Source organism: Pseudomonas sp. SK2 (genome assembly GCF_016772395.1).
Lineage (GTDB): Bacteria > Pseudomonadota > Gammaproteobacteria > Pseudomonadales > Pseudomonadaceae > Aquipseudomonas > Aquipseudomonas taiwanensis.
Window position 1 is genome coordinate 440,290 of sequence record NZ_CP061944.1, and the last position, 26,066, is coordinate 466,355.

Below are 26,066 nucleotides of genomic sequence, written 5' to 3' on the forward strand. Positions count from 1 at the left end.
AAGCCCAGGCTTTGACCCCGACGCGCAGGCAAACCCTGCGCGTTCGCATTTACGGAAGTACCCTCGTGATCAAACACAAGAAAGCCCAGTGGCCCTGGCATGCGCTGACCGCGCTGGTCCTGGTGGGCCTGGCGTTCAGCCTGTACCTGGCCACCTCGATGATTTCCTACGAGTGGCGCTGGAACCGCGTGCCGCAATACTTCGCCTACCAGGCCGAAGAAGCCCAGCGCGCCGCCAGCTACGGCACGGTCCAGGACATCGTCGTTTCCGGTGACACCGCGCGTGTCACGCTCAAGGACGAAAACGGCGACCAGCAGGTGCTCGACGTGGCCAAGGACAGCCTGCAACTGAGCCGCGGTGACGATGTCTCCGAAGGCGATCAGATCGGTGTGACCCGTCACTGGGCAGCCGGTCCTCTGGCGTGGGGCTTGTGGACCACGCTGTGGATTTCTGTGGTTTCCGGGGCACTTGGCCTGGTGATCGGCTTGTTTGCCGGATTGTGCCGGCTTTCCAGCAACCCGACCCTGCGCGACCTTTCGACGGTCTATGTCGAGTTGGTGCGCGGTACGCCGCTGTTGGTGCAGATCTTCATCTTCTACTTCTTCATCGGTACGGTGCTCAACCTGTCCCGCGAATTCGCCGGGGTGGCGGCCCTGGCGCTGTTCACCGGCGCCTACGTCGCCGAAATCGTCCGTGCCGGCGTACAGTCGATCGCCAAAGGCCAGAACGAAGCTGCGCGCTCGCTGGGCCTGAACGCCAGCCAGTCGATGCGTCACGTGATCCTGCCTCAGGCATTCAAGCGCGTGCTGCCGCCCTTGGCCGGGCAGTTCATCAGCCTGGTCAAGGACACCTCGCTGGTTTCGGTGATCGCCATCACCGAACTGACCAAGAGTGGCCGCGAGGCCATTACCACCTCGTTCTCGACCTTCGAGATCTGGTTCTGCGTGGCAGGCCTTTACCTGCTGATCAACCTGCCGCTGTCGCACCTGGCCAGCCGGCTCGAGCGGAGGCTTGCGCAAAGTGATTGAAGTTCGTGACCTGTTGAAAGTCTTCGACACGCGTGGCCAAGTGGTGCGCGCGGTGGACAAGGTGACCACGCACGTGGCCAAGGGCGAAGTGGTGGTGGTGCTGGGCCCTTCGGGGTCGGGCAAGTCGACCTTCCTGCGTTGCCTCAACGGCCTGGAGCACTTCGACGACGGCCACGTGGCCATCGACGGCCTGCAGCTGGACGACCCGAAGACCGACATCAACGCCTACCGCCGTGAAGTCGGCATGGTGTTCCAGCATTTCAACCTGTTCCCGCACATGACCGTGCTCGAGAACCTGTGCCTTGCCCAGAAAGTCGTGCGCAAGCGTGGCAAGGCCGAGCGCGAGGCCAAGGCCCGGGCATTGCTGGAGAAGGTCGGGATCGCGCAGAAAGCCAACGAGTATCCGTCCCGGCTCTCGGGCGGCCAGCAGCAGCGGGTGGCGATTGCCCGGGCGTTGGCCATGGAGCCCAAAGTGATGCTGTTCGACGAACCGACCTCGGCGCTTGACCCGGAAATGGTCGGTGAAGTGCTCGATGTCATGAAGACCCTGGCCCAGGAGGGCATGACGATGGTCTGCGTGACCCACGAGATGGGCTTTGCCCGGGAAGTGGCGGATCGGGTGCTGTTCTTCGATCACGGCAAGCTGCTGGAAGATTCGTCGCCAGCGGAGTTCTTCGCATCGCCTAAGGACCCACGGGCACAGGCGTTTCTGCGGCAGGTGCTGTAACTGCGGGGCGCGTGATGCAGGTCATGCGCTTGCCGGGGGTGCTTCAGCGTTTATCCGACCAAGCGCCGCCCTCGCGGCGCATGGCGAGCGAGGCTCCTACGTTCGTTTCTGGCCAATTGACAGAGGCGCGCGCAGATCGCGCAGGGAAAACTGGCCCGAAACAGCCGTAGGAGCGAGCCTCGCTCGCGATGCGCCGCGCGAGCGGCGCTCGATTCACGCAACACCTCAAGACCGGTGCCGCAACCTCTCAAAGGCTGAACCGCCCCACCATCCCCCTCAGCTGTCGTCCCAACTGCTCCAGCTCACCACTGGACGCTGCGGTCTGCTCGCTCGCCGTACTGGTCTGGTCCGACGCATCGCGGACGTTGATCACGCTGCGGTTGATCTGCTCGGCCACCACGCTCTGTTCTTCGCTGGCCGTGGCGATCTGCTGATTCATGCCCTGGATACTCGAGACGGTATCGGTGATTTGACTCAACGCACAACCTGCCTTGCGACTCAACTCGACACTTTGCTCGGTCAGGAGCTTGCTGCTGTCGAGCAGTGTGGTGACCTCATCGGTCCCGCTGTGCAGGTTCTCGATCAGTTGCTCGATTTCTTCGGTCGATTGCTGGGTGCGCTGGGCTAATCCGCGCACTTCGTCGGCGACCACGGCAAAACCGCGACCGGCCTCCCCAGCGCGGGCCGCCTCGATGGCCGCGTTCAGCGCCAGCAGGTTGGTCTGCTCGGAAACCGACTTGATCACATCGAGAATGCTGCCGATCCGCTCGCTTTCTCCGGCAAGGTGCTGCATGGCGGCCAGGCAGCGGTCCATTTGCCCCGCCAGTTGCTCGATGCGACCAATGGCTTGCGCCACCACCTGATCGCCCAGCTGTGCCTGGTGATCGGCGTTGGTGGCCGCCAGCGAGGCCTGTTCGGCATTCTGTGCCACCTCTTGCACGGTCGCGCTCATCTGGTTCATGGCCGTGGCCACCTGGTCGGTTTCCTCGCGTTGCTGATTGATCCGTTGCTTGGTGTCTTCGCTGCTGGCAGCCAGCTGTGTCGCGGCCTGGGACAGGTGGCTGACGCCCTGGTCGATACCGCCGATCAGCTCACGGAGGCTGATGGTCATCTCGCGCATGCTCGCTTGGAGTTGCCCCATTTCGTCGCGCCGTTGTACTGGCTCCAGTTGACTGAGGTCGCCACGGGCGATGCGTGCAGCCAAGGCCAGGGTCTGGCGCAGGGGTTGGGTGATCTGCAAGGTGATCAACCAGCCGGCCACCACGCCCACCACCAAAGCCAGCATGGCGACGCTAGTAAGCAGCGAACGGGCCGCCAGAGCCTCGCTGTCTCGCTGCTCGATCTTTCTCTGGCTCAGTTCCAGACTGGTGGCGCCCAGCTCATCGCCCATTGTTTCCATGCGCTCCTGCAGTTGCTCGACAGCCAGGGCAGCGTTGCGGTATTCGTTCAAGCTGGTCCGGTACTTGGCCAGTTCGACGCCGGGCTGCTCTCTCAATGCGCGGGATAGCCCCAGGGGAGCAAGGCCGACAAGCAACTGGGCGAGGCCTTTGTCGGCCGCATCCAGTGCTGAGTCCCCGACCTTGGCGAAGTCACTGAGCGGCGAGAAGGTGTAGGCCGGCATCTGGCTCTGCTGGTTGGCCCCATCTATGTGCCGGCCAAGCGTGTCCATCAGCCCCAGTACGCTTGCTTGCTGGCTGTCGGCAGGCATTTTCAGCAAGGCCTGGGTCTGTAGCTCGTCGATTACCTCGCTGAGTGTCTGCTCCTGCATCGCCATGGCCTGGCGTAGCGTCTGGCGGCTCTCGACCGTGCGTTGCAGGGTGGCGAAATCCTCGCGCAGACGCTGCAACTGCTGCAGCTTCTGCGTGAGCATCTGGCGTGAGGCATCCACGCCACTGCGCTGATGCAGGGTGGTCAGCATGCTTTCGAGTTGTTCGAGTATCTGCCCGATGCGGGCCTTGCTGGTGTCGTCGCTGAGGACACGGTAGGTAATGCGCTCGGCGCGCAGGTCCTTGACCAGGTCGTTGATCAGGCCGATTTCACTGAGCTGTTCCGAGCGCTCGATGGCGCCGTCCAGGGCGGTCCAGCCGGTGACGGTGGTGGTCAGGGTAAGCAGCAGGACCACGGCGAAGCCCATGGCGAGCTTCGCGGCGACGCTGATGTTGCCGAGCTTGCGATTGAGGTAGCCGAACATGTTGAGTCTCCGTGCGATTGAGAGGGGGATGAGGGCGCATTGCCAGCATCACACCTCTGCCAATCGGCAGCGGAGCTGTAGGACTTGACCTGAAAATCAGGTAGGAAATTTCACCGCAGCATGCAAGAAAATTCTGCCTGTACTGGCCTCTGCACGGGACTACCCCCGAAGAGGCCAGTACAGGCGCCCCCCGGGCAGCCTAGAGCCTGAACCGCCCCACCAACCCTTGCAGGTGCGTACCCAGGCGTGCCAGTTCCACGCTGGAGCTGGCTGTTTCCTCGCTCGCCGCCGAGGTCTGGTCGGAGATGTCCCGCACATTCATCACGCTGCGGTTGATCTCCTCGGCCACGGCGCTTTGCTGCTCGGCAGCCGTGGCGATTTGCTGGTTCATCGCCTGGATCGACGACACGGTGCGGGTGATGGTCTCGAGCGAGCTGCCGGCACGGCGGGTCAGTTCGACACTGCTGTCGGTGAGTCCGCGGCTGCTGTCCATGACGTTGGCCACGCGCTCGGTGCCACTTTGCAGGCCGGCGATCAGCTCTTCGATCTCTTCGGTCGACTGCTGAGTGCGCTGGGCAAGGCTGCGTACCTCGTCAGCGACCACGGCGAATCCGCGCCCGGCTTCGCCTGCGCGGGCCGCTTCGATGGCGGCGTTCAGGGCCAGCAAATTGGTCTGCTGTGCCACCGACTTGATCACATCCAGCACGCTGCCGATCTTGTCGCTCTCGGCCTTCAACTGGTTCATGGCTTCGCTGGAATTGACCACCTCGTTGGCCAGACGCTCGATCTGGGCAATGGCTTCGCCGACCACCCGATCACCCTCACGGGCCTGCTGGTCGGCCATGACTGCCGCTTCCGACGCCTGCTCGGCGTTACGCGCCACTTCGTGAACAGTGGCCGACATTTCGTTCATGGCCGTCGCAACCTGGTCGGTCTCGACCTTCTGGTTGCTGACCCCGGCGCTGGTCTGTTCCGTGACAGCCGACAACTCCTCGGCGGCACTGGCGATCTGGGTGACGCCGTCGCCTATACCGCCGATCAGCTCTCGCAGGCTCTTGGTCATGCGCTGCATGGTCGCTTGCAGTTGGCCAAGCTCGTCGCGGCGATCGACCGGCAGATCGTGGCGCAGGTCTCCATCGGCCACGCGCTCGGCGGCGGTCAGCGTATTGCGCAGCGGAATGATGATTTGACGGGTGATGACCCAGGCGGCCAGCACGCCCAACAGCAGAGCCAGGCCCGTTGCGGCGGCCAGCATCATCTTGGCCTGGCGAGTGCCGGCATTACGCACGTCAGTCTGCGAAACCGTCATTGCCTGGCTGGCCTGCAGCAACACCGTGCCTTGCTCAGCCATGCGTTGCAGGGCCTGTTCGCTGGCCGCCTGGGCAGTACCGAACTGGCTGACCGCATCGCGGTAGCCCGCCAGCGCGGTGGCTGCGTCGTCGAGGCTGGAGGCGTGTTCGGCGCCCACTTTGGCAGGCAGTGCCTTGAGTTCGGCCATGGCCTGGTCGATAGCTTGCAGAGCGGTCTGCTGGAAGTCGGCATTGCCGCTGTAGGTGTAGCCCCGTACCTGGAAGCGCGCTTGCTGCAGCAGGGCGCTGACTTCAACGGCGTACTGGTACTGGTTGATGTCGCCGCCTTGCAGCAGGCGCTGCTGGACCTTGCCGATCAGGTCGGCAGCCTTGTCGGCACTGTCACCCAGCACGCTGCGGCTGGCTTCGCGGCGTTGGCTGGACTGCTTGAGCTGGTTGAAAGCCTGCTGGTACTGGCGAACGGCTTCCTGTTGTTGTTCCAGGCGCTGGCGATCGACTGGCTGTTCGATCTGGCCGAGCATCAGTTGCACCTGGCGCTCCAGGTTCGTCAGGGACTTTTCCAGCTCGCCGATGGAGGTCTCATCACGTTTGCGCTCATAGTGCTGGCGCGCGATGCGTAGTTCCTGGGTGTACTGGTAGATCACGGAAATATTGCCTAGCTTGTCGCCACGGTCGATGACGCTGTCCAGGCCTTTCCAACCGGTCAGCGTGATAGCCAGGGTCAGCAGCAGCACCAGCCCGAACCCCAGCCCCAATTTGCGATTGACGCTCATATTTCCCAGCGATTGGGCAAACCAACGGTACATGATCGACTCCCCGGTTAACTCGCAACACGGATTATTGTTGTGTTGTTAAACCATCGGCCTGCGCGGAGGAAACTTGATGGGCAGAAATATCTGACTTAACTGTCAGAATATTCGCGATAACAGTGCAGTGACGGCAGTTTCGACTCGCAGGATGCGGTCACCCAGTTGCACAGGTGTCAGCCCGGCCTTGCCCAAGAGCTCGATTTCATAGGGAATCCAGCCGCCTTCAGGGCCGATGGCCAGTGTCACGGGGCCTTCGACAGCGCGTGGGCACGCCGGGTAAGGGCCAGGATGACCGACCAGGCCAAGGGTGTTTTCGACGATGGCTGGCAGGCGGTCTTCGACGAACGGCTTGAAGCGCTTCTCGATGATGATCTCGGGCAGCACCGTGTCGCGGGCCTGCTCAAGGCCGAGGATGAGGTTTTCGCGGATGCTGTCGGGGTGCAGGAAAGGCGTTTGCCAGAAGCTTTTCTCGACCTTGTAGCTGTTGACCAGGACCAACCGGGGCACGCCAAGGGTGGCAACGGTCTGGAACAGCCGGCGCAGCATCTTCGGCCGTGGCACGGCCAGCACCAGGGTCAATGGCAGCTTGGCCGGTGGCGGCTGGTCGAAGCTGACGTCCAGCTCCGCCTGGTGTTTCTCCAGGCGGACCACTGTCGCTTTGCCCATCAGGCCACCGATACGTCCGACGCGCAGGGTATCCCCCACCGCGACCCGGTGGATCTCCTGCATGTGGGTGAAACGGCGGTCGGCCAGGACGACGCGGTCGGCCGAAACGAAGTCGGCCTCCTCCAGTAACAGCAGGTTCACGATTGCGTCGCTGGCGGTTGGTCGTTGTGGTCGTCTGCGGCTTCGTTCTCGTGGCCGCGTTTACGGATCAGGCTGCCACACAGCACGCCGATCTCGAACAGCAGCCACATGGGGACCGCCAGCAAGGTCTGGGAGAAGATATCCGGTGGCGTCAGGACCATGCCGACCACGAAGCAGCCGATGATCACGTAGGGGCGGATCTTCTTCAGGTACTTCACGTCGACCACGCCGATCCACACCAGCAGCACCACGGCCACTGGGATCTCGAAGGCGACGCCGAAGGCGAAGAACAGCGTCATGACGAAATCCAGGTAACTGGCAATGTCCGTCATCATCGACACGCCTTCCGGCGTGGCGCTGGCGAAGAAACCGAAGATCAGCGGGAACACCAGGAAATAGGCGAAGGCCATGCCGGCATAGAACAGCAGGATGCTCGACACCAGCAATGGGATAGCGATGCGCTTTTCATGGCGGTACAGCCCTGGCGCGATGAAGCCCCAGATCTGCTGGAGGATGAACGGGATCGCCAGGAACAGCGAGACGATCATGGTCAGTTTGAACGGCGTCAGGAACGGCGAAGCCACGTCGGTGGCGATCATCGTCGCATTGGCTGGCAGGTGTTCGCGCAGCGGGGCCGAGACCAGGGTGTAGATCTGCTGGGCGAACGAGAACAGCCCGGCAAAGATCAGGAAGATGACCGCCACGCAGCGCAGCAGGCGGGTACGCAGTTCAGTCAGGTGCGAAACCAGCGGCATCGGCTGGTCGTGTTCCGGATTTTCGCTCATGGGGCTCGCGGCGGTTGGGGCTGTTCGGACGTTTCCGGCGCACCGCCGGAGGTTACAGGCGTTGTCGCGGCTGCGGCGGGCGGTTGGCCAGGCGCGGCGGTCGGCGGCTGAGCGGGCGGCGTCTGTGGGTTGAGGATGCGCCGTGCTTCCTGCTCCATCTGCAGGATGTGCTCGTTGTGCAGCTGGCGGCGGATGTCGTCGGCGCCGATTTCACGCTCGACTTCCATCTTGATGCTGTTGAAGCTGCGCTTGAGGCGGCCGATCCACAGCCCAGCGGTACGGGCGGCGCCGGGCAAGCGCTCGGGTCCGAGCACCAGCAGGGCAACCAGGCCGACGAGCAGCAACTCGCTGAAGCTGATGCCGAACATGGGTCAGTCTTTCCGTTGCGGCTCTTGGACCGGCTGGGCCTGGCCCTCGATGGTCTGGCCCTGGGCTTGTTGCGGCGCGCTTTGCACCGGCGGCACGGGTTGGGCTGGGGGAGGCGTCTGTTCGGCTGGCTTGTTCTCTTCTTCGTTCATGGCCTTGCGAAAGCCCTTGATCGACTCGCCAAGGTCGCTGCCGAAGTTCTTCAGCTTCTTGGTGCCGAAGACCAGGACTACGACGACCAGCAGGACAATCCAGTGTTTCCAGTCAAAAATACCCATTTCGTACTCCTGAAATTTACAGGTACAGCGAAATTGTCTGGCAGCGCGGTCCCTGTGGGAGCGGTTTCACCCGCGAACACCGGCTAAGCCGGGCGATGCACCGCGTTGCACTCTTCGCGGGTAAACCCGCCCCCACGATAGGCGCGCCAAGCGCCCTCGAAAACGTATCAGGCAGAAGGCTGACGCGCGGCCTTCTCGTCATGCCCGGAAAGACCGAAACGGCGCTCCAGCTCATCGAGCACCGCTTGCGGATGCTGGCCCAGCGCACTGAGCATCACCAGGCTATGAAACCACAAGTCGGCGGTTTCATAGATGACATCGCTGTAATCCTTGCTGACGGCAGCATCCTTTGCAGCGATGATGGTTTCGACGGACTCTTCGCCAAGTTTCTCAAGGATCTTGTTCAGGCCCTTGTGGTACAGGCTGGCCACGTAAGAGCTGTCGGGGGCCGCTTGCTTGCGTTGCTCAAGCACTTCGGCCAGGCGGTTCAGGGTGTCGCTCATGTCAGTGTCCTGCGCTGTAGATGGCGTGCGGGTCCTTCAGGACCGGGTCGACGGTTTTCCACTGGCCGTCTTCGTAGACGCGGTAGAAGCAGCTTTCGCGTCCGGTATGGCAGGCGATATGGCCCAGTTGCTCGACCATCAGGATGATCACATCGGCATCGCAGTCCAGGCGCATTTCGTGCAGCTTTTGCACATGGCCCGACTCCTCGCCCTTGCGCCACAGCTTGCCACGTGAGCGCGACCAGTAGATAGCGCGTTGTTCGGCGGCGGTCAGGGCCAGCGATTCGCGGTTCATCCAGGCCATCATCAGCACGCGTCCGGTCTTATGGTCCTGGGCGATTGCCGGTACCAGGCCATCGCTGTTCCACTTGATCTCGTCCAGCCAGTCTTTCATCGTCGACTCCAAAACCGGGCCCGCGCCTGTGCCGAGCCCTTTGCGCTAGTGTGCCAGCCAGCCACGCTGCTGGCTATTGGCGCACGATCAGGTAAAGCCCCGCGGCCAGCATCAACCAGGCCGGCCAGGCGACAGGGGCGGCCAGGCTGGCAGTCTCGGCAGCGCCCACCGCCAACACCGCGCCACCGCCGAGCAGTCCCGCACCGAGCAGGCGCAGCGCCCAGCGGTCGCCCTGGCGACGACGCTCCGGCAACTGCGGATCGTGCAGGTGCGGTTGTGACAGGCGTTCGAGCAAGTCGCGGGTCATGTCGGCCAGGTGCGGCAGTTGCTCGACCTGGCTGTGCAGGTTGCCCAGAACCGCCTTGGGGCTCATGCGCTCGCGCATCCAACGCTCCAGGTACGGCTTGGCGGTGCTCCACAGGTCCAGGTCCGGGTACAGCTGACGGCCCAAGCCCTCGATGTTGAGCAAGGTCTTCTGCAGCAGCACCAGTTGCGGTTGCACTTCCATGTTGAAGCGCCGTGCGGTCTGGAACAGGCGCATCAGTACCTGGCCGAAGGAAATGTCCTTGAGTGGCTTCTCGAAGATCGGTTCGCATACGGTGCGGATAGCTGCTTCGAACTCATTGACCTTGGTGTGCGCCGGTACCCACCCAGAGTCGATGTGCAATTGCGCGACACGGCGGTAGTCACGCTTGAAGAAGGCGATCAGGTTGCGCGCCAGGTAGTCCTGGTCCTCGGCGGTGAGGCTGCCGACGATGCCGCAGTCGATGGCAATGTACTGCGGGCTCCACGGCTTGACCGTGCTGACGAAGATGTTGCCTGGGTGCATGTCGGCATGGAAGAAACTGTCGCGGAACACCTGGGTGAAGAACACCTCGACACCCCGTTCGGCCAGCATCTTCATGTCGGTACGCTGGTCGGCCAAGGTCACCATGTCGGTCACCGGTACGCCATAGATGCGCTCCATCACCAGCACCTTCGGGCGGCACAGGTCCCAGTAGACCTGGGGCACGTACATCAGCTCCGAGCCCTCGAAATTACGCCGCAACTGGCTGGCATTGGCCGCCTCGCGGAGCAGGTCGAGCTCGTCGTAGATGGTTTTTTCGTAATCGCTGACCACTTCCACCGGGTGCAGGCGGCGCGCATCGGCCGACACCCGTTCGGCGCCCTTGGCGATCAGGAACAGCCACGCCAGGTCCTGGGCAATCACCGGCTTGAGGCCGGGGCGTACCACTTTGACCACCACCTCTTCGCCGGTTTTCAAGCGCGCGGCGTGCACCTGGGCCACCGATGCCGAGGCCAGGGGCTCGACATCGAAGCGACTGAACACATCGCTGACCCGGGCGCCCAGTTGCTCTTCGATCAGGGCCACGGCCTTTTTCGGGTCGAAGGGCGGGACACGGTCCTGCAGCAGCATCAGCTCGTCGGCGATGTCGGTGGGCAGCAGGTCGCGGCGGGTGGAGAGCAACTGGCCGAACTTGATGAAGATCGGCCCCAGGTCTTGCAAGGCCAGGCGCAGGCGCGCACCACGGCTGAGCTCGGAAGGCTTGCGCGGCAGCCAGCGCCAAGGCATCAGCAGGCGCAGGCTCATCAGCCACCAGGGCAGGGGCAGGTCGAACAGCAGGTCATCGAGGCGGTAGCGGATCACGACGCGCTGGATGCGCAACAGACGGCGGACGGCAAGCAGCTTCATGCTTTATCGCTGGTATCAAGGGTTCGGGAAAGGCGCTGGAGGCGCGCCTCGAGGCGTTCGATGTCGACTTTAAGGGCGTCGAGCTCGCTGAAGGCGGCTTCGGCTTCGCGCTTGCCCACGAGGGTGCGCGACTCTTCGGCCAGGTACTCGGACAGGTTCTGGCTGAAGCGGGTCAGGCCTTGGCGGGTCCAGCGCGCGCGCAGACGAAGGTGGCCTGCGAGCAGCGAGGTGGCCACTGGTCCCAGCCAGCGCGACAGCTCGAACTCCCAGTCCAGTTCCAGGTCCTGCAGCACCCCGACCAGGTCGAGCAGCACGGCACTGTCACCATGCAATTCGACCTGTGGGCTGTGCAGCACGGCGTTCTTGTCTTTGGCCAGAGCCAGTTGGGCCAGGCTGCCCGCCGGGGCGCGAAGGCTGCAGTCGACCTCGCCCTCCCAGTGGGCTGCGAGCATCAGGCCTTCCTCGTCCGGCAGGATGAATACCTGCAGGGCGGGTTGGCGACAGTCGATTTCGATGACCTTGCCTTCCAGCGCAGCCAGCCGCGGCAGGGCGGTGCTGTCCATGCGCAGGACGCGGTTCAGGCCATGTTCCACGCTGGCGAGCAGCCCGGCCAGCAACATCAGGGCTTGATTCCCCGGTGCACGGCAACGATACCGCTGGTCATGTTGTGGTAGGTGACGCGGTCGAAACCGGCATCGACCATCATGGCCTTCAGGGTTTCCTGGTCGGGGTGCATGCGGATCGACTCGGCCAGGTAGCGATAGCTCTCCGAGTCGTTGGTGATCAGCTTGCCGGCCAGTGGCATGAAGGCGAACGAGTAGGCGTCGTAGGCCTTGGACATCAGCTTGTTGGTCGGCTTGGAGAACTCCAGTACCAACAGGCGACCACCGGGCTTGAGCACGCGCAGCATCGAACGCAGGGCTTCGTCCTTGTGGGTGACGTTACGCAGACCAAAGGCAATGGTCACGCAGTCGAAGTGGTTGTCGGGGAACGGCAGCTTCTCGGCATCGGCCTGGACGAACTCGATGTTGCCGGCAACACCACGGTCGAGCAGGCGGTCGCGGCCGACCTTGAGCATCGATTCGTTGATGTCGGCGAGCACCACCTGGCCGGTAGGGCCCACGAGACGGGAAAACTTGGCCGCCAGATCGCCGGTCCCGCCAGCGATGTCCAGCACGCGGTTGCCGCTGCGCACGCCCGACAGCTCGATGGTGAAGCGCTTCCACAGGCGGTGCATGCCGCCGGACAGCACATCGTTCATCAAGTCGTACTTGGCCGCCACCGAGTGGAACACCTCGGCGACCTTCTTCGCTTTTTGGCTTTCAGGCACGTCCTGGTAGCCGAAATGGGTGGTGGGTTCGGCGTGTTCGCCTTTGCGCTGGTCGTTCATATCGCTTCACCGGAAAAAATTACCGCCATTCTAGGGCGAACGGACGGATTTGTCTTGGCGGGGTGTGCCTGGGGGAGGGGACGGGCATAATGGCGAGCATGTCTCATATCCAGGATCGTCCCCATGACCCAGATCAGCGTTGAACGCAAGCACTCCCTCGGCCGCGAAGCCGCCCGCGCCAAGGCCCAAGCGCTGGTGGAAAAGCTGTCCCGCGAATACGACCTCAAGGCCAACTGGAACGGTGACCGCGTCGATGTGACGCGCAGCGGCGCCAATGGCAGCGTCCATATCGGCGAGGACACCATTCGGGTCGAACTGAAGCTGGGCATGATGCTGTCGATCATGGGCAGCACCATCAAAAGCGAGATCGAGCGGGCGCTGGACAAGGCGTTGGCCTGATTCCACGGCCAGGGCGGTGCCCTCGCCAGTACCACCGCCCCACCTTAGGGTGAAGATTCTAATTTCACCCCCTACCTTATGCTCAAGCCCACCCCCATGGGCTCATCCTCCCTCCACTCATGAGCATGAGGTACAGAGCATGGCCAAAGTGAACGTGAAGAAAAAGGACGAAGTCCTGGGTACCTTGGGCGAGGTACGCGGCTACGCACGCAAGATCTGGCTGGCGGGCATCGGCGCTTACGCCCGTGTCGGCCAGGAAGGCTCCGATTACTTCAAGGAGCTGGTAAAAGCCGGTGAAGGCGTCGAGAAACGTGGCAAGAAGCGCATCGACAAAGAGCTCGATGCCGCCAACAGCCACATCGACGAGGCCACCGAGGAAGTGAGTCGCGTACGTGGCAAAGTCGAAGTTCAACTCGACAAAATCGAAAAGGCCTTCGACGCACGCGTCGGTCGCGCCTTGAATCGCCTCGGCATTCCGTCTAAACATGACGTTGAGGCGCTGTCCATCAAGCTTGAACAGCTTCATGAGCTGCTCGAGCGCGTCGCGCACAAACCATAAGGAGAGCAGGATGGCTGGCAAGAAGAGTACCGACAAAGAAAGCAGCTCCTGGATCGGCGGGATCGAAAAGTACTCCCGCAAGATCTGGCTGGCAGGCCTGGGTATCTATTCGAAGATCGACCAGGATGGCCCCAAGCTGTTCGACTCGCTGGTGAAGGACGGCGAGAAGGCTGAGAAGCAGGCCAAGAAGACCGCTGAAGACGTGGCGGAAAGCGCCAAGTCCACCACCACCTCGCGTGTGTCCGGCGTCAAGGACCGTGCCTTGGGCAAGTGGAGCGAGCTCGAGGAAGCCTTCGACAAGCGCCTGAACAGTGCCATCTCGCGTCTGGGCGTGCCGAGCCGCAACGAGATCAAGGCCCTGCACCAGCAGGTGGACAGTCTGACCAAGCAGATCGAGAAACTGACTGGTGCGTCCGTCACCCCGATCTCCTCCCGTAGCGCGGCCAGCAAGGCTTCCGCAACCAAGACAGCGGCCAAGCCGTTGGCCAAGGCTGCTGCCAAGCCTGCGGCGAAAACCGTAGCTGCCAAACCCGCCGCCAAGACCGCTGCAGCCAAACCAGCAGCTGCCAAACCAGCAGCAGCCAAGCCAGCAGCGAAGCCGGCTACCAAGCCTGCGGCCGCCAAGCCTGCTGCCGCGAAGAAACCGGCAGCGAAGAAGGCCCCGGCCAAACCGGCCGCCGCTAAGCCAGCAGCACCCGCTGCGAGCGCTGCTCCGGCCGCTACCGCCGCTCCGGCGCCTGCTGCCACTGCGGCCAGCAGCACGCCGTCGGCGCCGCTGAGCGTGGTCGGCCAGGCCTGATACCGCGCCGTGCCATCGCCGGCAAGCCAGCGCCTACACCTGAACCGTAGGAGCCGGCTTGCCAGCGATCGCGTCAACCCTTGTGCTCGCTTTCATCCTTCCAGATACCGCACCGCCAACTGTTCCGCCGCCACGCGCGCGGGTGGCTGCAGATGCGGCGCCACTAGCATCATCACCTGGTAGACCACGATCCCCACATCGCCTTCCCGGCCTAGTACCCGCTGGTAATCCAGCGAACACATCAAGGTCAGGGTGATCTGTTCCACCAGTTGCCCCAGCGCCTGCGTTTCGCTGACGACCTGCCCCTGGGCCTTGAGGCTGGCCAGCAAGGCAGCGAGCGTGCGCTTGAGGGCATTGATCAGGCTGCGGATGCCACGGGCCAGCTTCGGTAAGCGTCCGATCAGATTCGACAAGTCTTGGAACAGAAACCGGTACTGGGCCATGCGCTCGACGATCAGGTGCAGGAACAGCCAATAGTCCTCGGCGTCCAGACGTACATCCAGCGGAGGATCGAGCAGCGGCAGCAGTTCCTCTTCGAAGCGCTCGAACAACCCAATCACCAGTGGCTCCTTGCCATGGAAGTGGTAGTACAGGTTGCCGGGACTGATGCCCAGTTCGTTGGCGATCTCAAGGGTCGAGACATTGGGTTCGCCCTGCTGGTTGAACAACTGCAGGGCGCATTCGAGGATACGGTCGCGGGTCTTCATCCGGTCAAGGTGCTCAGCGTGCCAGTACGTAGCTGCCTGGCGCGGGGCCCAGCGGTGGATAGGTGCTGTTGCCTAGCTCCAGGCGCGGGGCCTTGAGCGGGCCGGAACGCGGTGTGATCCATTCCAGCCACAGCGGCCACCAGCTGCCATCGCTGCGCTTGGCGTCATGGAACCAGGCGCGAGGGTCGCTGGAGAGCTTTGGGTTGTCCAGGTAGTAGGACTTGGGGTTGCCAGGCGGGTTGATGATGCTCTGGATGTGCCCGCTGTTGGCCAGCACGAAGCGCCGCTCGCCCCCCAGCAGCAACGCCGATCGGTACACCGCGTCCCACGGGGTGATGTGGTCGTTGCTGCCAGCCACGGTAAAACTGTCGAGATCGACCTGCTTGAGGTCGATGGGCGTGCCACACACTTCCAGCCCCGCAGGGTGGGTCAGTGGATTGTGTTTGAAGAAGTCCAGCAGGTCGCCATGCAGCGCGGCGGGTAGGCGCGTGCTGTCGGCGTTCCAGTAGAGGATGTCGAAGGCCGGTGGGGCCTTGCCGAGCAGATAGTTGTTGACCCAGTAGTTCCAGATCAGGTCGTTGGGCCGCATCCAGGCGAAGATCCGCGCTACCTCGGCGCCATCGAGGACGCCACGTTGGTACGAGCGGCGTTTGGCTGCCTCGATGGTCTGCTCGTCTGCGAACAGGCTGGCCGGGCTGTCGAACTTGCTGTCGAGCAGGCTGACCAGGTAAGTCGCGCTGCGTACCCGGCGCAACTGATGCTTGGCTTGCAGGTGGCCCTGCAACGCCGCCATGGTCAGGCCACCCGCGCAGGCGCCCATCAGGTTGGGGTCACGGTTGCCGCTGATACTGCGGCAGGCATTGAGCGCTTCTTCGACGGCCTGGACGTAGGTGGACAGCCCCCATTCGCGGTGGCGTGGGTCGGGGTTGCGCCAGCTGATCATGAATACCTGCAGACCATTCTTGAGCATGTACTGGACGAAGCTGTTGGTCGGCCCCAGGTCGAAGATGTAGAACTTGTTGATCTGCGGCGGCACCACCAGTAGTGGCCGTGCATGCTGCTTCTCGCTCATTGGCTTGTACTGGATCAGCTCCAGCAGCTCATTGCGAAACACCACTGCGCCCGGGGTCGAAGCCAGGTTGCCGCCGACTTCGAAGGCGCGTTCGTCGACCTGGCGTGGCAGACCGTCGTTGTGGCGCAGGTCGTCGAGCAGGTGGGACACGCCCCTTAACAGGCTTTGGCCGCCAGTATTGAGCAGTTCTTTCACCGCCAGCGGGTTGAGCAGCGAGTTGCTTGGCGCCAGGGCATCGTTGATCAAGGTGAACAGAAACTGCGCGCGAGCCCGGTCGTCATCGGACAGTGAACTGTCTTCGATCCAGAGGCGGGTTTGCTTCTGCCAGGCCAGGTAGGCTTGCAGGCCACGACTGTAGAGCGGATTCTGGCTCCAGGTCGGATCGCTGAAGCGGTTATCGCGGGGGTTGGGCTGGTTGGGCGTATCGCCGAGCATCACCCGTCCCAGCTGGCCACCCAAGGCCAGCAGGTGGCGTGCGGTATGCAGCGGGTTGCGCAGGCCATGGCGCCCGACATGGCGCAGGGTGGAAATCAGGTCGCGACCACGCAGGCCGACGATGGCGCTCTGCACGTTCATGCTGCTCACGGGAGCGTGGATCGTCCCTCTTTCCGGTTTCTCTTTCATGTCAACACTCCCTCGTTGAACCGTTCTCACCTTCACGCCGTACAAACAAGAGCGCAGCGCGCTGCTCAGCCACCAGAGGCGGGCCGAGGGTGCATGACTGCCCGTTGGCGTTCTTCGTGGAGGAACTTCATGATGATCGGGGCCACGGCTTCTGCCCGTGTAATCAGGAACAGGTGGCCATCGTCGATTATGTGTAGCTCGGCGTTGGGAATTCGCCAGGCCAGCAAACGCATGTTGATCAGCGGGATCAGTGGGTCGTCGTCGCCTGCCAGTACCAGCGTGGGCTGGCTGATCTTGTGCAGCCAGTGAATGCTGGTCCAGCCAAGCCCCGCGAACAGTTGCCAGTAGTAGCCCATCTTGCCGCCGGAGCGAACCTTGGCGGCATGGTGCATGGCCAGTTCAGGGTCGCGGCGAAAACCGCCGCCGTAGATCAACGGTGCGATGCGGATTACATGGGAAGGCTGCACGTAGCGCCGGGGACTGGCCATCATCCACAACACCTTGGGCTTGCCTGGCACCATCACCGCGCCCGCGGCAGTCGCCGCCAGCACCAGTTTCTTGCAGCGCTCGGGGTAGTCATGAGCGAATTGCTGGGCAAGCGCTCCGCCCCAGGACACTCCGATGACGTTGACTTGGCCATAGTCGAGGTAGTCGAGCATGCGTGCGGTAAGCTTGGCCAAGCCGGGAAAGCGATAGGGGTGGCGTGGGGTCGAGGAACCTCCGACGCCGGGCACATCGAAGGCGATGACTTCCAGGTCTGGGTCCAGGGCCTCGATGAACGGAAACACCAGTTCCAGGTTGGCACCGATGCCATTGAATATCAGCAACGGCGTCAAGTGCGGCTTGCCTGGTCGGACGGCGGTGCGGATGGACTGGTTGTCCAGCTCGACAGTCCTGAATATGTAAGGTTGCGGCATGCGCGTGACTCTGTGGTGAAAGTAGCGCCGTGGCTCACCGCTCGGTGGCCACGGCTGTGCAACTTAACGTTCGTGGACGTAGGTGCCTGGCGATGCCTCCCCGGCAGCGTAGGTGCGGTTGCCAAGGCGCGTCGGTGCTTTCTTGAGCTCGCCTGCACGCTCGCCCAGCCAGCTTTGCCAGTGCAGCCACCAGGAGTCGGCGTGCTTGGTGGCGTTTTCCTGCCAGGCCAGTGGGTCGCCGGGGCGGTCGGCACCGGTCATGAAGCGCGCCTTGGGGTTGCCCGGCGGGTTGAGAATGCTCTGGATATGGCCGCTGCTGGAAAGCACGAACTCGATCTTGCCACCGAACAGATGCGCCGAGCGGTAGCATGACTGCCATGGCGTGATGTGGTCGGCAGTACCGGCAAGGCTATAGATATCGCATTTGACCTGTTTCAGGTCGATGGCTGTGCCGCACACTTCCAGCGCGTCGGGGCGGGTCAGCGGGTTGTTCTTGAACATCTCGATGAGGTCGCCGTGGAAGGCGGCCGGCAGGCGCGTGGTGTCGTTGTTCCAGAACAGGATGTCGAACACCGGTGGCTCGTTGCCCAGCAGGTAGTTGTTGACCCAGTAGTTCCAGATCAGGTCGTTGGGGCGCATCCAGGCGAAGACCTTGGCCATGTCGCTGCCTTCGAGCACGCCGGCCTGGTAGGAGTGGCGCTTGGCCGACTCGAGGGTCTGCTCGTCGACGAACAGCGCGACCTGATTGTCCACCGTGGTGTCCAGCACACTGACCAGCAAGGTCAGGGCATTGACCTTCTTCTCACCCAGTGCGGCGTAGTGCCCGACCAGCGCGGTGCAGGTGATGCCGCCGGAGCAGGCGCCGAGCATGTTCAGGTCCTTGCTGCCGGTGATCGACAGCACGGCGTCCACCGCCTCCTTGAGCGCATCGATGTAGGTCGACAGGCCCCATTCGCGCTGGGCCTTGGTCGGGTTGCGCCAGCTGATGATGAATGTCTGCTGCTGGGAGCGCAGGCAGAAGCGTGCCAGGCTCTTTTCCGGGCTCAGGTCGAAGACATAGAACTTGTTGATCTGCGGCGGTACCACCAGCAGCGGGCGACTGTGCACCTGTTCGGTGATCGGGCTGTACTGGATCAGCTCCAGCACGTCGTTGCGGTACACCACCGCCCCCTCGCTGGTGCCGAGGTTCTTGCCGACTTCGAACGCCTTCATGTTCACCTGGCTGGGCATGCCGCCATTGTGCACGAGGTCCTTGGCCAGATTGGACAGGCCATCGAGCAGGCTCTTGCCGCCGGTTTCGAAGAAGCGTTTGACTGCTGCCGGGTTGGACAGGGTATTGGTCGGCGCCATCGCTTCGGTCATCAGGTTGATGACGAACTGGCCGCGACTGATGTCTTGCGGGGACAGGTCGCTTTCACCGATCCAGTCGTGCAGCTCCTTGCGCCAGGCCAGGTAGGTCTGCAGGTAACGACGGTACAGTGGGTTGTTGCTCCAGGCCGGATCGGTGAAGCGACGGTCGTCGTTCTCGGGTTTCAGGGCGGACTTGCCCAGCAACACGTTTTTCAATTCCAGGCCGAAATGCGCCACGTGCTTGGCACTGTGCAGGGGTTGGCGCACGGCCTGGCGCAGTACGGTACGAGCAGAGCTCAGCAGGTCCTTGCGGCGAATGCCGATGACCGGGTTCAACCCCAGGGTGTTTTCCGAGGCTTGCCGCTGCAACTCATCGTTGTTCTTGTTACTCATCTACGACGCTCCGTTGTCCTGAGACGCGTACCGGTTTTCCGTGACAGGTGCACGGACGACAGCCCGGTACTACTACTCGGTTGACCAGTGATAAGGAACAGCGGTACTGCGACCGGGTGCGTGTCGGTGATGAGCTGCGGGGATTCTGCGTGTGAAGACAGCCTGCTTTCGCTCGCGACCTCTACAACAACCAGCCTCTCCCCCGAACGCATGAATAGCGATGCAGGGAACTTGCCAGCTCCATTGGTTACCCGACTTTCATGTAATGCGCAAGACAACCCGTAGCGGGTCGTCACTAAGGCATTCAAGCAGATGAGATTAGAAAATGCGCTCTAATGCGTGCGGCCATTGAGCTAGAGCATCAGCTTGACGACGGATTCCGAGGGATCGCGGGATTTTCCGGCCTTGTGCAGTTCATCCAGGTACTCGGCCCAGAGTTGTTCCTGGCGCAGGCACAGTTGCTCGAGGTACTCCCAAGTGAACAAACCACTGTCATGCCCGTCGTCGAAGGTCAATTTCAGTGCATATTGACCCGCCGGTTCCAAACCGACCAGACCGACGTTGATCTTGCCAAATTGCAAGATGGGATTGCCGTGGCCCTGGACCTCGGCGGAGGGGGAGTGCACCCGCAGGAATTCGGCAGGCAGGTGGTAGACCTCGTCGGGGCCGTAGGTGAGGCTGAGGGTTTTCGAAGCTTTGTGCAGGTTGATGGCGGTGGGCAGGCGGGCCATGGGGCGAATCTCTCGGACGCGGATATCGCTAGCTTCCAGCTTCCGCTGCAGGGATTCAAGGGCCCATTCGCGGCTAAACCCACCGCCACAGGCTCACGGGTGATCCTATGGCGGCGGGTTTAGCCTTGATGCAGTTGCCAGTCTTACAGGATGTAGCGCGACAGGTCTTCGTTCTGCGCCAGCTCACCCAGGTGGCCATTGACGTAAGCTGCGTCGATCTTGATCGGCGTCTCGTCATGGGCGCTGGCCAGATCGCCGGCACTGAACGACACCTCTTCGAGCAGGCGCTCGAGCAGGGTGTGCAGGCGACGGGCACCGATGTTCTCGGTCTTCTCGTTGACTTGGTAGGCGATCTCGGCCAGGCGCTTGATGCCGTCGGCGGCGAACTCGATGTTCAGGCCTTCGGTTTTCAGCAGCGCGGCGTACTGCTCGGTCAGCGATGCGTGCGGCTCTTGCAGGATGCGCTCGAAGTCTTCCGGGGTCAGCGCCTTGAGCTCCACGCGGATCGGCAGACGGCCTTGCAGCTCGGGCACCAGGTCGCTTGGCTTGCTCAGGTGGAACGCACCTGAGGCAATGAACAGGATGTGGTCAGTCTTGACCATGCCCAGCTTGGTATTGACGGTGCAGCCTTCGATCAGCGGCAGCAGGTCGCGCTGCACGCCTTCACGGGACACATCGGCACCGCCGACGTTGCCACGCTTGGCCACCTTGTCGATTTCGTCGATGAACACGATGCCGTGCTGTTCGACCGCTTCCAGGGCCTTGGCCTTGAGCTCTTCCTCGTTGACCAGGCGGCTCGCCTCTTCGTCGCGCACCATCTTAAGCGCTTCCTTGACCTTGAGCTTGCGCGACTTGCGCTTGCCCTTGCCCATGTTGGCGAACAGGCTTTGCAGCTGGTTGGTCATCTCTTCCATGCCCGGCGGCGCGGCGATTTCGACGCCCATGGAGTCAGCCACTTCGATCTCGATTTCCTTGTCGTCCAGCTGGCCTTCGCGCAGGCGCTTGCGGAACAGCTGGCGGGTGTTGGAGTCGGTGCTGGTCTGTGCGGCCTCTTCGGCGAAGCTGCTGACACGGGCTTGCGGCAGCAGTGCGTCGAGGATGCGATCTTCGGCAGCGTCTTCGGCGCGGTGGCGCACGCGGATGATCTCTTGCTCGCGCAGCATCTTCAGGGCGGCATCGGCCAAGTCGCGGATGATCGATTCGACATCGCGGCCCACATAGCCCACTTCGGTGAACTTGGTAGCTTCGACCTTGAGGAACGGCGCGTTGGCCAGCTTGGCCAGTCGGCGGGCGATTTCGGTCTTGCCGACGCCGGTAGGGCCGATCATCAGGATGTTCTTCGGGGTTACCTCGGCGCGCAGCTCGGCGGGCAGCTGCATGCGCCGCCAGCGGTTGCGCAGGGCGATCGCCACGGCGCGCTTGGCGTCGTCCTGGCCGATGATGTGGCGGTTGAGTTCGTGGACGATCTCGCGGGGGGTCATGGACATGGTCAAAACGGTCCTTGGGCGGAGTGGTTCAGTGTGGAAAAGCCCCATCACCGGGAGGGGGCGCCAGAACAACTGATTACTCGGCCAGGTCCTGCTCCTCGATGGTCAGGTTATGGTTGGTGAACACGCAGATGTCGGCGGCGATGTTCAGGGCGGATTCGGCGATCTCGCGCGCCGAAAGGTCGGTCTTGTCCAGCAGGGCGCGGGCTGCGGCCTGGGCGTAGGCGCCGCCGGAACCCATGGCGATCAGGCCATCTTCGGGTTCGACTACGTCGCCGTTGCCGGTGATGATCAGGGAGGCGTCCTTGTTGGCGACGGCCAGCATGGCTTCCAGGCGGCTCAGGGAGCGGTCGGTACGCCATTCCTTGGCCAGCTCGACGGCGGCGCGGATCAAATGGCCTTGGTGCTTTTCCAGCTGGCCTTCGAAGCGCTCGAACAGGGTGAAGGCGTCGGCAGTGGCGCCAGCGAAGCCCGCGATGACCTGTCCGTGGTACAGGCGGCGCACCTTCTTGGCATTGCCTTTCATCACGGTGTTGCCAAGGGATACCTGGCCGTCGCCGCCCATGACGACTTTGCCGTTACGGCGGACAGAAACGATGGTGGTCAAGGGGAGAGTCTCCACGCAGCGGGGCGAAAGTGCCTGATGCAGACTCATATGGGGGTGTGGGGAAGGATTTCAACCGCGGGGGATGAATGGTCAGGCTTGGCAGGTAGGCCTGTGTCGGATCATTCGCGGGTAAACCCGCTCCTACAGGTCTTGCGCTGCCCTTGAAAACAGCCGTGTCCCTGTAGAAGCGGGTTTGCCCGCGAATGTCTTGACTCAGGCCTCGTGGCAGAGGTGCCCATCGACCAAGGTATAACGCACCGCACCCGGCAGGCAGTGGCCGATGAACGGACAGTTCTCACCCCGGGAGAACCACTGTTCGCCAGCAACCGTCGACGCTTTGGGATCGAACAGCACCAGGTCGGCCGCGCCGCCTGCTTTGAGCTCACCGGCCGGCAGGCGCAGGGCTGCAGCCGGGCCACTGGTCAGGCGAGCCAGCAGGGTCGGCAGATCCAGCAGGCCGTCGTCAACCAGGGTCATGGCCAGTGGCAGCAAAAGCTCGACGCTGCTGATGCCTGGCTCGGTCGCGCCGAAGGGGGCCAGCTTGGCGTCACGTTCGTGGGGTTGGTGGTGGCTGGAGATCGCCTGGATCACCCCCGACTTGACCGCCTCGCGCAGGCCATCGCGGTCAGCGGCGGTGCGCAGCGGCGGTTGTACGTGGTACAGGCTGGAGAAATCTCGCAGCGATTCGTCGGTGAGAATCAACTGGTACAGTGCCACGTCAGCGGTCACCGGCAGCCCCAACTGCTGCGCCTGGGCGATCAGCCGGGCGCCGCGGGCGCTGGTGATCTGGGTGAAGTGCGCACGCACGCCGGTCTGCTCGACCAGCAGCAGGTTGCGCGCCAGGGCAACGGTTTCGGCGGTTTCCGGGATGCCCGGCAAGCCGAGGAAGCTGGCCATGGCGCCTTCGTGAGCCAGGCCGCCTTGGGCCAGGTCGCGGTCCTGGGAGTGGAACACCACTGTCAGGTCGAAGGTGGCGGCGTACTCCAAGGCACGAGCCAGGGTGCGGTTGTTGGGGATTTCCTTGAGGCCGTTGCCGAAGGCTACGCAACCGGTGTCGCGCAGGGCCACCAGCTCGGCCAGTTGCTCGCCTTCCAGGCCTTTGGTCAGGGCGCCGATGGGGTAGACCTTGCTGTTGCCTGCCTCGCGCGCGCGGTCGAGGATCAGTTCGGCCACCGCCGAAGTGTCCAGCACTGGGCGGGTTTGTGGCGGGCAGCACAGGCTGGTCACGCCGCCAGCCACGGCCGCACGGGTTTCACTGGCAATGTTGCCTTTGCGGCTGTAGCCCGGTTCGCGCAGCGAAACACCCAGGTCTACCAGGCCGGGCGCGGCGACCAGGCCGTCGGCCTGGATCGTGCGGCTGGCGCTGAAACCTGCCGGTGCCGCCCCGATGGCGGCGATGCGGCCACCGTCCAGGTGCAGGTCGGTGACCTGGTCCAGGCCAGTCTTGGGATCGATGACCCGGGCGCCGAGAATACTGATGGTCACTGGGCGTTCTCCTGGTCGAGTTGACGTTGCGCGTTCTGCCCGCTCATGGCCATGGACAGCACGGCCATGCGCACGGCGATGCCGTAGGTGACCTGATTGAGGATCACCGAGTGTTTGCCATCGGCCACTGCCGACTCGATTTCCACGCCGCGGTTGATCGGCCCCGGGTGCATGACGATGGCGTCGGGCTTGGCGGTGGCCAGACGAGCGGTGGTCAGGCCGAACAAACGGTAGAACTCGCCTTCGCTGGGCAGCAGGCCACCGGCCATGCGCTCGCGCTGAAGGCGCAGCATGATCACCACGTCGACATCCTTCAGGCCTTCGGCGAGGTCGGTGTAGACCTTCACGCCGTATTGCTCGATGCCGATCGGAATCAGGGTTTTCGGGCCGACCACGCGGATGTCCGGGCAGCCCAGGGCCTTGAGCGCCAGCATGTCGGAGCGGGCGACCCGCGAATGCAGGATATCGCCGACGATGGCCACCGAAAGGTTCTCGAAGCTGCCTTTGTGACGGCGGATGGTGAGCATGTCGAGCATGCCCTGGGTGGGGTGTGCATGGCGGCCGTCACCGCCGTTGATCACCGCGACATCCGGGCAGACATGCTCGGCGATGAAGTGGGCGGCACCGGAGTCGGAGTGGCGTACGACGAACATGTCGGCGGCCATCGCTTCGAGGTTGCGCAGGGTGTCGAACAGGGTCTCGCCCTTGCTGGTCGAGGAGGTCGATACGTTGAGGCTGATCACGTCAGCCGACAGGCGTTGGGCAGCCAGTTCGAAGGTGGTGCGGGTTCGGGTGGAGTTCTCGAAGAACACGTTGCACACGGTCTTGCCGCGCAGCAAAGGAACTTTCTTGACGGCCCGGGCGCCGACTTCCAGGAAGGAGTCGGCAGTGTCGAGGATCTCGGTCAGCAGTTCGCGGGGCAAACCGTCGAGCGAGAGGAAGTGGCGCAGCTGGCCCTGATCATTGAGCTGCAGCGGGCGCTTGGCGTCGAGTGGCGTCATCGCGGGGGACTCTTAAAGGGCGGAAGCGGTGGCGAGGTCCTGGCGCTCGAGTGCGAGCGGTGCGGGTCCGGTCAATTTTACCCGCTCATTGGGGGCCAGCGACAGGGTGGCACCGAGCACGTTCGGACGGATCGGCAGTTCACCGGCGTCGAGATCGACCAGGCAGACCAGTGTCACGCTGGCCGGGCGGCCGTAGTCGAACAGTTCGTTGAGGGCGGCGCGGATGGTGCGGCCGCTCATCAGCACGTCATCGATCAGCACCAGATGCTGGCCTTCGACCTCGAACGGCAGCTCGGACGGCCGCACCTGCGGATGCAGGCCGTTCTGGCTGAAGTCGTCACGGTAGAACGAGACATCCAGGGTCCCCAATGGGCTGCTATCACCCATTTCCTGCTGCAGGGCCTGGGCTACCCAGACACCGCCCGTGCGGATGCCGATGAAGCGGGGTTCGGTAATGGCGCGGCGGGCCAGATGGGCGCGAAGATCGACAGCCATCTGCCGGATCAGCTCGGCGGGGTTGGGTAGGCTCATTGCGTGCTCCTTGGGAGGGCGCCGGGTTGGCCCGGCGGCAAAGCGGATTTAAGTGTTGGCCTCCAGCCAGCCTTGCAGCAGCAGGGCAGCGGCGATGGCATCGACCGGGTTGTCGCGGTAGCTGCCGTGCCGGCCGCCACGGGCCATCTGCTCGCCTTTGGCTTCAAAGGTAGTCAGGCGTTCATCGTGGGTGTGCACGGGCAGGTTGAAGCGGCCATTGAGGCGGCGGGCAAACTTTTCAGCACGCTCGCTCATGTCGCTGGGCGTGCCGTCCATGTTCAGCGGCAGGCCGACGACGATGGCGTCGGGTTTCCATTCCTTGATCAGCTTCTCCACCTGGTTCCAGTCCGGTACGCCGTTCTGCGCCTTGAGCACACATAGCTCGCGGGCTTGTCCGGTGATCACTTGGCCCACTGCCACGCCAATTTGTTTACTGCCGTAGTCGAAGCCCAGCAGCAGGCGAAGTTCGGCCATCAGGCGTGGCCCGCCTGGCTGGTCAGCAGATTGAGGTTGATCCCCAGGCTGGCGGCGGCGGCATCAAGCCGCAGGTCGCTGGCCAGGCCAAAGATGATCTCGGGGTCGAAGGGGCAGTTGAGCCAGGCGTTGTCGGCCAGTTCGGCCTCCAGCTGGCCAGCTTCCCAGCCCGCGTAGCCCAGGGTGATTAGACTCTGTTTAGGGCCCACCCCGGCAGCGATGGCCAGCAGCACGTCCTGCGAAGTGGTCAGCGACAGGCCGTCGAGGGCGACGGTGGCCTGGAAGCTGCATTCGTTGGTGTGCAGGACGAACCCTCGGTCGGTCTGCACCGGGCCGCCTTGGTAGATCGGCACCTGCAAGGTGCTGGCCGGTGGCTCCTCGTCCGGGCGCAACTGCTCGAGAATGTCGGCCAGGTTCAGCTCCTGAGGTCGGTTGACCACCAGGCCCATGGCGCCATTGGCGTTATGCTCGACGATGTACGTGAGGGTCTGGGCAAAGTTCGGATCGGTCATGTGTGGCATGGCGATCAGGAACTGGTGCTTGAGGTAGCTCGGAGTGAGGGTTTTCATGGGAGATAGTGTGGCGCCAGGTGGCGAGACTGACAAGGTGCTCTGTATGTCGGGAGGTTTTTGGCGTTTGTGGGATTGAG

Annotated in this window: 28 protein-coding genes and 2 pseudogenes; 5 read left to right on the forward strand and 25 right to left on the reverse strand. The window is 63.2% G+C overall.

The window, feature by feature from the left end:
• Positions 1-65 precede the first annotated feature (65 nt).
• Positions 66-1,028 (forward strand): amino acid ABC transporter permease, encoded by a 963-nt coding sequence (locus tag IF103_RS01910; RefSeq protein ID WP_027907936.1) that lies wholly within the window; start codon positions 66-68, stop codon positions 1,026-1,028.
• On the forward strand, positions 1,021-1,755 hold the full coding sequence (locus tag IF103_RS01915) for an amino acid ABC transporter ATP-binding protein (protein ID WP_023378307.1): 735 nt from the start codon (positions 1,021-1,023) through the stop codon (positions 1,753-1,755). Before IF103_RS01910 ends, IF103_RS01915 begins: the two co-directional genes overlap by 8 nt.
• A gap of 247 nt (positions 1,756-2,002) precedes the next feature.
• On the opposite strand, the gene IF103_RS25245 is transcribed toward IF103_RS01915, so the two are convergent.
• The 13 genes and pseudogenes from IF103_RS25245 to ubiE form a co-directional block, all read right to left on the reverse strand.
• Positions 2,003-2,896 (reverse strand): methyl-accepting chemotaxis protein, encoded by an 894-nt coding sequence (locus IF103_RS25245; protein WP_412458210.1) that lies wholly within the window; start codon positions 2,894-2,896, stop codon positions 2,003-2,005.
• 9 nt (positions 2,897-2,905) lie between these two features.
• Positions 2,906-3,946: pseudogene (locus tag IF103_RS25250) on the reverse strand (methyl-accepting chemotaxis protein); the annotation flags it as partial.
• Positions 3,947-4,145: 199 nt separating this feature from the next.
• Complete coding sequence (locus IF103_RS25255) at positions 4,146-5,018, reverse strand: methyl-accepting chemotaxis protein (protein ID WP_409288179.1); 873 nt, start codon at positions 5,016-5,018, stop codon at positions 4,146-4,148.
• A gap of 30 nt (positions 5,019-5,048) precedes the next feature.
• Positions 5,049-6,062 (reverse strand): annotated as a pseudogene (locus IF103_RS25260) (methyl-accepting chemotaxis protein); the annotation flags it as partial.
• A 102-nt stretch (positions 6,063-6,164) separates the two neighbouring features.
• Positions 6,165-6,872 (reverse strand): 16S rRNA (uracil(1498)-N(3))-methyltransferase, encoded by a 708-nt coding sequence (locus tag IF103_RS01930; protein ID WP_023378310.1) that lies wholly within the window; start codon positions 6,870-6,872, stop codon positions 6,165-6,167.
• Positions 6,869-7,657 carry a twin-arginine translocase subunit TatC gene (gene tatC, locus IF103_RS01935; protein WP_023378311.1) on the reverse strand — a complete coding sequence of 263 codons (789 nt, stop codon included), beginning with the start codon at positions 7,655-7,657 and terminating at the stop codon, positions 6,869-6,871. The genes IF103_RS01930 and tatC overlap by 4 nt, the downstream gene beginning before the upstream one ends.
• Positions 7,654-8,025 (reverse strand): Sec-independent protein translocase protein TatB, encoded by a 372-nt coding sequence (tatB, locus tag IF103_RS01940; RefSeq protein ID WP_023378312.1) that lies wholly within the window; start codon positions 8,023-8,025, stop codon positions 7,654-7,656. The genes tatC and tatB overlap by 4 nt, the downstream gene beginning before the upstream one ends.
• 3 nt (positions 8,026-8,028) lie before the next feature.
• Positions 8,029-8,301 carry a twin-arginine translocase TatA/TatE family subunit gene (locus IF103_RS01945; protein ID WP_023378313.1) on the reverse strand — a complete coding sequence of 91 codons (273 nt, stop codon included), beginning with the start codon at positions 8,299-8,301 and terminating at the stop codon, positions 8,029-8,031.
• Positions 8,302-8,468: 167 nt separating this feature from the next.
• Complete coding sequence (locus IF103_RS01950; RefSeq protein ID WP_023378314.1) at positions 8,469-8,804, reverse strand: phosphoribosyl-ATP diphosphatase; 336 nt, start codon at positions 8,802-8,804, stop codon at positions 8,469-8,471.
• Position 8,805: 1 nt separating this feature from the next.
• Entirely contained in the window at positions 8,806-9,198 is a 393-nt protein-coding gene (hisI, locus tag IF103_RS01955) for a phosphoribosyl-AMP cyclohydrolase (RefSeq protein WP_023378315.1), read from the reverse strand.
• A 73-nt stretch (positions 9,199-9,271) separates the two neighbouring features.
• Positions 9,272-10,891 (reverse strand): ubiquinone biosynthesis regulatory protein kinase UbiB, encoded by a 1,620-nt coding sequence (gene ubiB, locus IF103_RS01960; protein WP_023378316.1) that lies wholly within the window; start codon positions 10,889-10,891, stop codon positions 9,272-9,274.
• Positions 10,888-11,511 (reverse strand): ubiquinone biosynthesis accessory factor UbiJ, encoded by a 624-nt coding sequence (locus IF103_RS01965; protein ID WP_027907938.1) that lies wholly within the window; start codon positions 11,509-11,511, stop codon positions 10,888-10,890. The genes ubiB and IF103_RS01965 overlap by 4 nt, the downstream gene beginning before the upstream one ends.
• Complete coding sequence (gene ubiE, locus IF103_RS01970; RefSeq protein ID WP_023378318.1) at positions 11,511-12,281, reverse strand: bifunctional demethylmenaquinone methyltransferase/2-methoxy-6-polyprenyl-1,4-benzoquinol methylase UbiE; 771 nt, start codon at positions 12,279-12,281, stop codon at positions 11,511-11,513. Before ubiE ends, IF103_RS01965 begins: the two co-directional genes overlap by 1 nt.
• Positions 12,282-12,404: 123 nt before the next feature.
• Here ubiE and IF103_RS01975 point away from each other — a divergent pair, with 123 nt between their 5' ends.
• The 3 genes from IF103_RS01975 (at position 12,405) to IF103_RS01985 (ending at position 14,038) form a co-directional block, all read left to right on the forward strand.
• Positions 12,405-12,680 carry a polyhydroxyalkanoic acid system family protein gene (locus IF103_RS01975; RefSeq protein WP_023378319.1) on the forward strand — a complete coding sequence of 92 codons (276 nt, stop codon included), beginning with the start codon at positions 12,405-12,407 and terminating at the stop codon, positions 12,678-12,680.
• Positions 12,681-12,819: 139 nt separating this feature from the next.
• Positions 12,820-13,239 carry a phasin family protein gene (locus IF103_RS01980; protein WP_023378320.1) on the forward strand — a complete coding sequence of 140 codons (420 nt, stop codon included), beginning with the start codon at positions 12,820-12,822 and terminating at the stop codon, positions 13,237-13,239.
• 10 nt (positions 13,240-13,249) lie between these two features.
• Entirely contained in the window at positions 13,250-14,038 is a 789-nt protein-coding gene (locus tag IF103_RS01985) for a phasin family protein (protein WP_104882264.1), read from the forward strand.
• A gap of 92 nt (positions 14,039-14,130) precedes the next feature.
• Here the strand turns inward: IF103_RS01985 and IF103_RS01990 are convergent, their stop codons facing one another.
• From IF103_RS01990 to IF103_RS02045, 12 genes are all read right to left on the reverse strand, one after another.
• Complete coding sequence (locus IF103_RS01990; RefSeq protein ID WP_023378322.1) at positions 14,131-14,745, reverse strand: TetR/AcrR family transcriptional regulator; 615 nt, start codon at positions 14,743-14,745, stop codon at positions 14,131-14,133.
• Positions 14,746-14,758: 13 nt separating this feature from the next.
• The gene (phaC, locus tag IF103_RS01995) at positions 14,759-16,441 is read right to left on the reverse strand and encodes a class II poly(R)-hydroxyalkanoic acid synthase (RefSeq protein WP_023378323.1); all 1,683 of its coding nucleotides are present in this window, start codon (positions 16,439-16,441) and stop codon (positions 14,759-14,761) included.
• 65 nt (positions 16,442-16,506) lie between these two features.
• Positions 16,507-17,358: a poly(3-hydroxyalkanoate) depolymerase gene (gene phaZ, locus IF103_RS02000; protein ID WP_023378324.1), complete on the reverse strand. Its 852-nt coding sequence runs from the start codon at positions 17,356-17,358 to the stop codon at positions 16,507-16,509.
• Between the two features lie 63 nt (positions 17,359-17,421).
• Positions 17,422-19,101: a class II poly(R)-hydroxyalkanoic acid synthase gene (phaC, locus tag IF103_RS02005; RefSeq protein WP_023378325.1), complete on the reverse strand. Its 1,680-nt coding sequence runs from the start codon at positions 19,099-19,101 to the stop codon at positions 17,422-17,424.
• 353 nt (positions 19,102-19,454) lie between these two features.
• Complete coding sequence (locus tag IF103_RS02010; RefSeq protein ID WP_023378326.1) at positions 19,455-19,832, reverse strand: gamma-butyrobetaine hydroxylase family protein; 378 nt, start codon at positions 19,830-19,832, stop codon at positions 19,455-19,457.
• Between the two features lie 143 nt (positions 19,833-19,975).
• Complete coding sequence (gene hslU / locus IF103_RS02015; RefSeq protein WP_023378327.1) at positions 19,976-21,319, reverse strand: ATP-dependent protease ATPase subunit HslU; 1,344 nt, start codon at positions 21,317-21,319, stop codon at positions 19,976-19,978.
• 76 nt (positions 21,320-21,395) lie between these two features.
• Entirely contained in the window at positions 21,396-21,926 is a 531-nt protein-coding gene (gene hslV / locus IF103_RS02020) for an ATP-dependent protease subunit HslV (protein ID WP_023378328.1), read from the reverse strand.
• A 213-nt stretch (positions 21,927-22,139) separates the two neighbouring features.
• Entirely contained in the window at positions 22,140-23,411 is a 1,272-nt protein-coding gene (locus IF103_RS02025; RefSeq protein WP_023378329.1) for a dihydroorotase, read from the reverse strand.
• Positions 23,408-24,412, reverse strand: a complete 1,005-nt coding sequence (locus IF103_RS02030; protein ID WP_027907939.1) for an aspartate carbamoyltransferase catalytic subunit — start codon at positions 24,410-24,412, stop codon at positions 23,408-23,410. The genes IF103_RS02025 and IF103_RS02030 overlap by 4 nt, the downstream gene beginning before the upstream one ends.
• 12 nt (positions 24,413-24,424) lie before the next feature.
• Positions 24,425-24,943 carry a bifunctional pyr operon transcriptional regulator/uracil phosphoribosyltransferase PyrR gene (pyrR, locus tag IF103_RS02035; RefSeq protein WP_023378331.1) on the reverse strand — a complete coding sequence of 173 codons (519 nt, stop codon included), beginning with the start codon at positions 24,941-24,943 and terminating at the stop codon, positions 24,425-24,427.
• A gap of 48 nt (positions 24,944-24,991) precedes the next feature.
• A complete protein-coding gene (gene ruvX, locus IF103_RS02040) occupies positions 24,992-25,417 on the reverse strand; it encodes a Holliday junction resolvase RuvX (RefSeq protein WP_023378332.1) in 426 nt (141 codons plus the stop codon).
• Complete coding sequence (locus IF103_RS02045; protein ID WP_023378333.1) at positions 25,417-25,986, reverse strand: YqgE/AlgH family protein; 570 nt, start codon at positions 25,984-25,986, stop codon at positions 25,417-25,419. The genes ruvX and IF103_RS02045 overlap by 1 nt, the downstream gene beginning before the upstream one ends.
• Between the last annotated feature and the right edge of the window lie 80 nt (positions 25,987-26,066).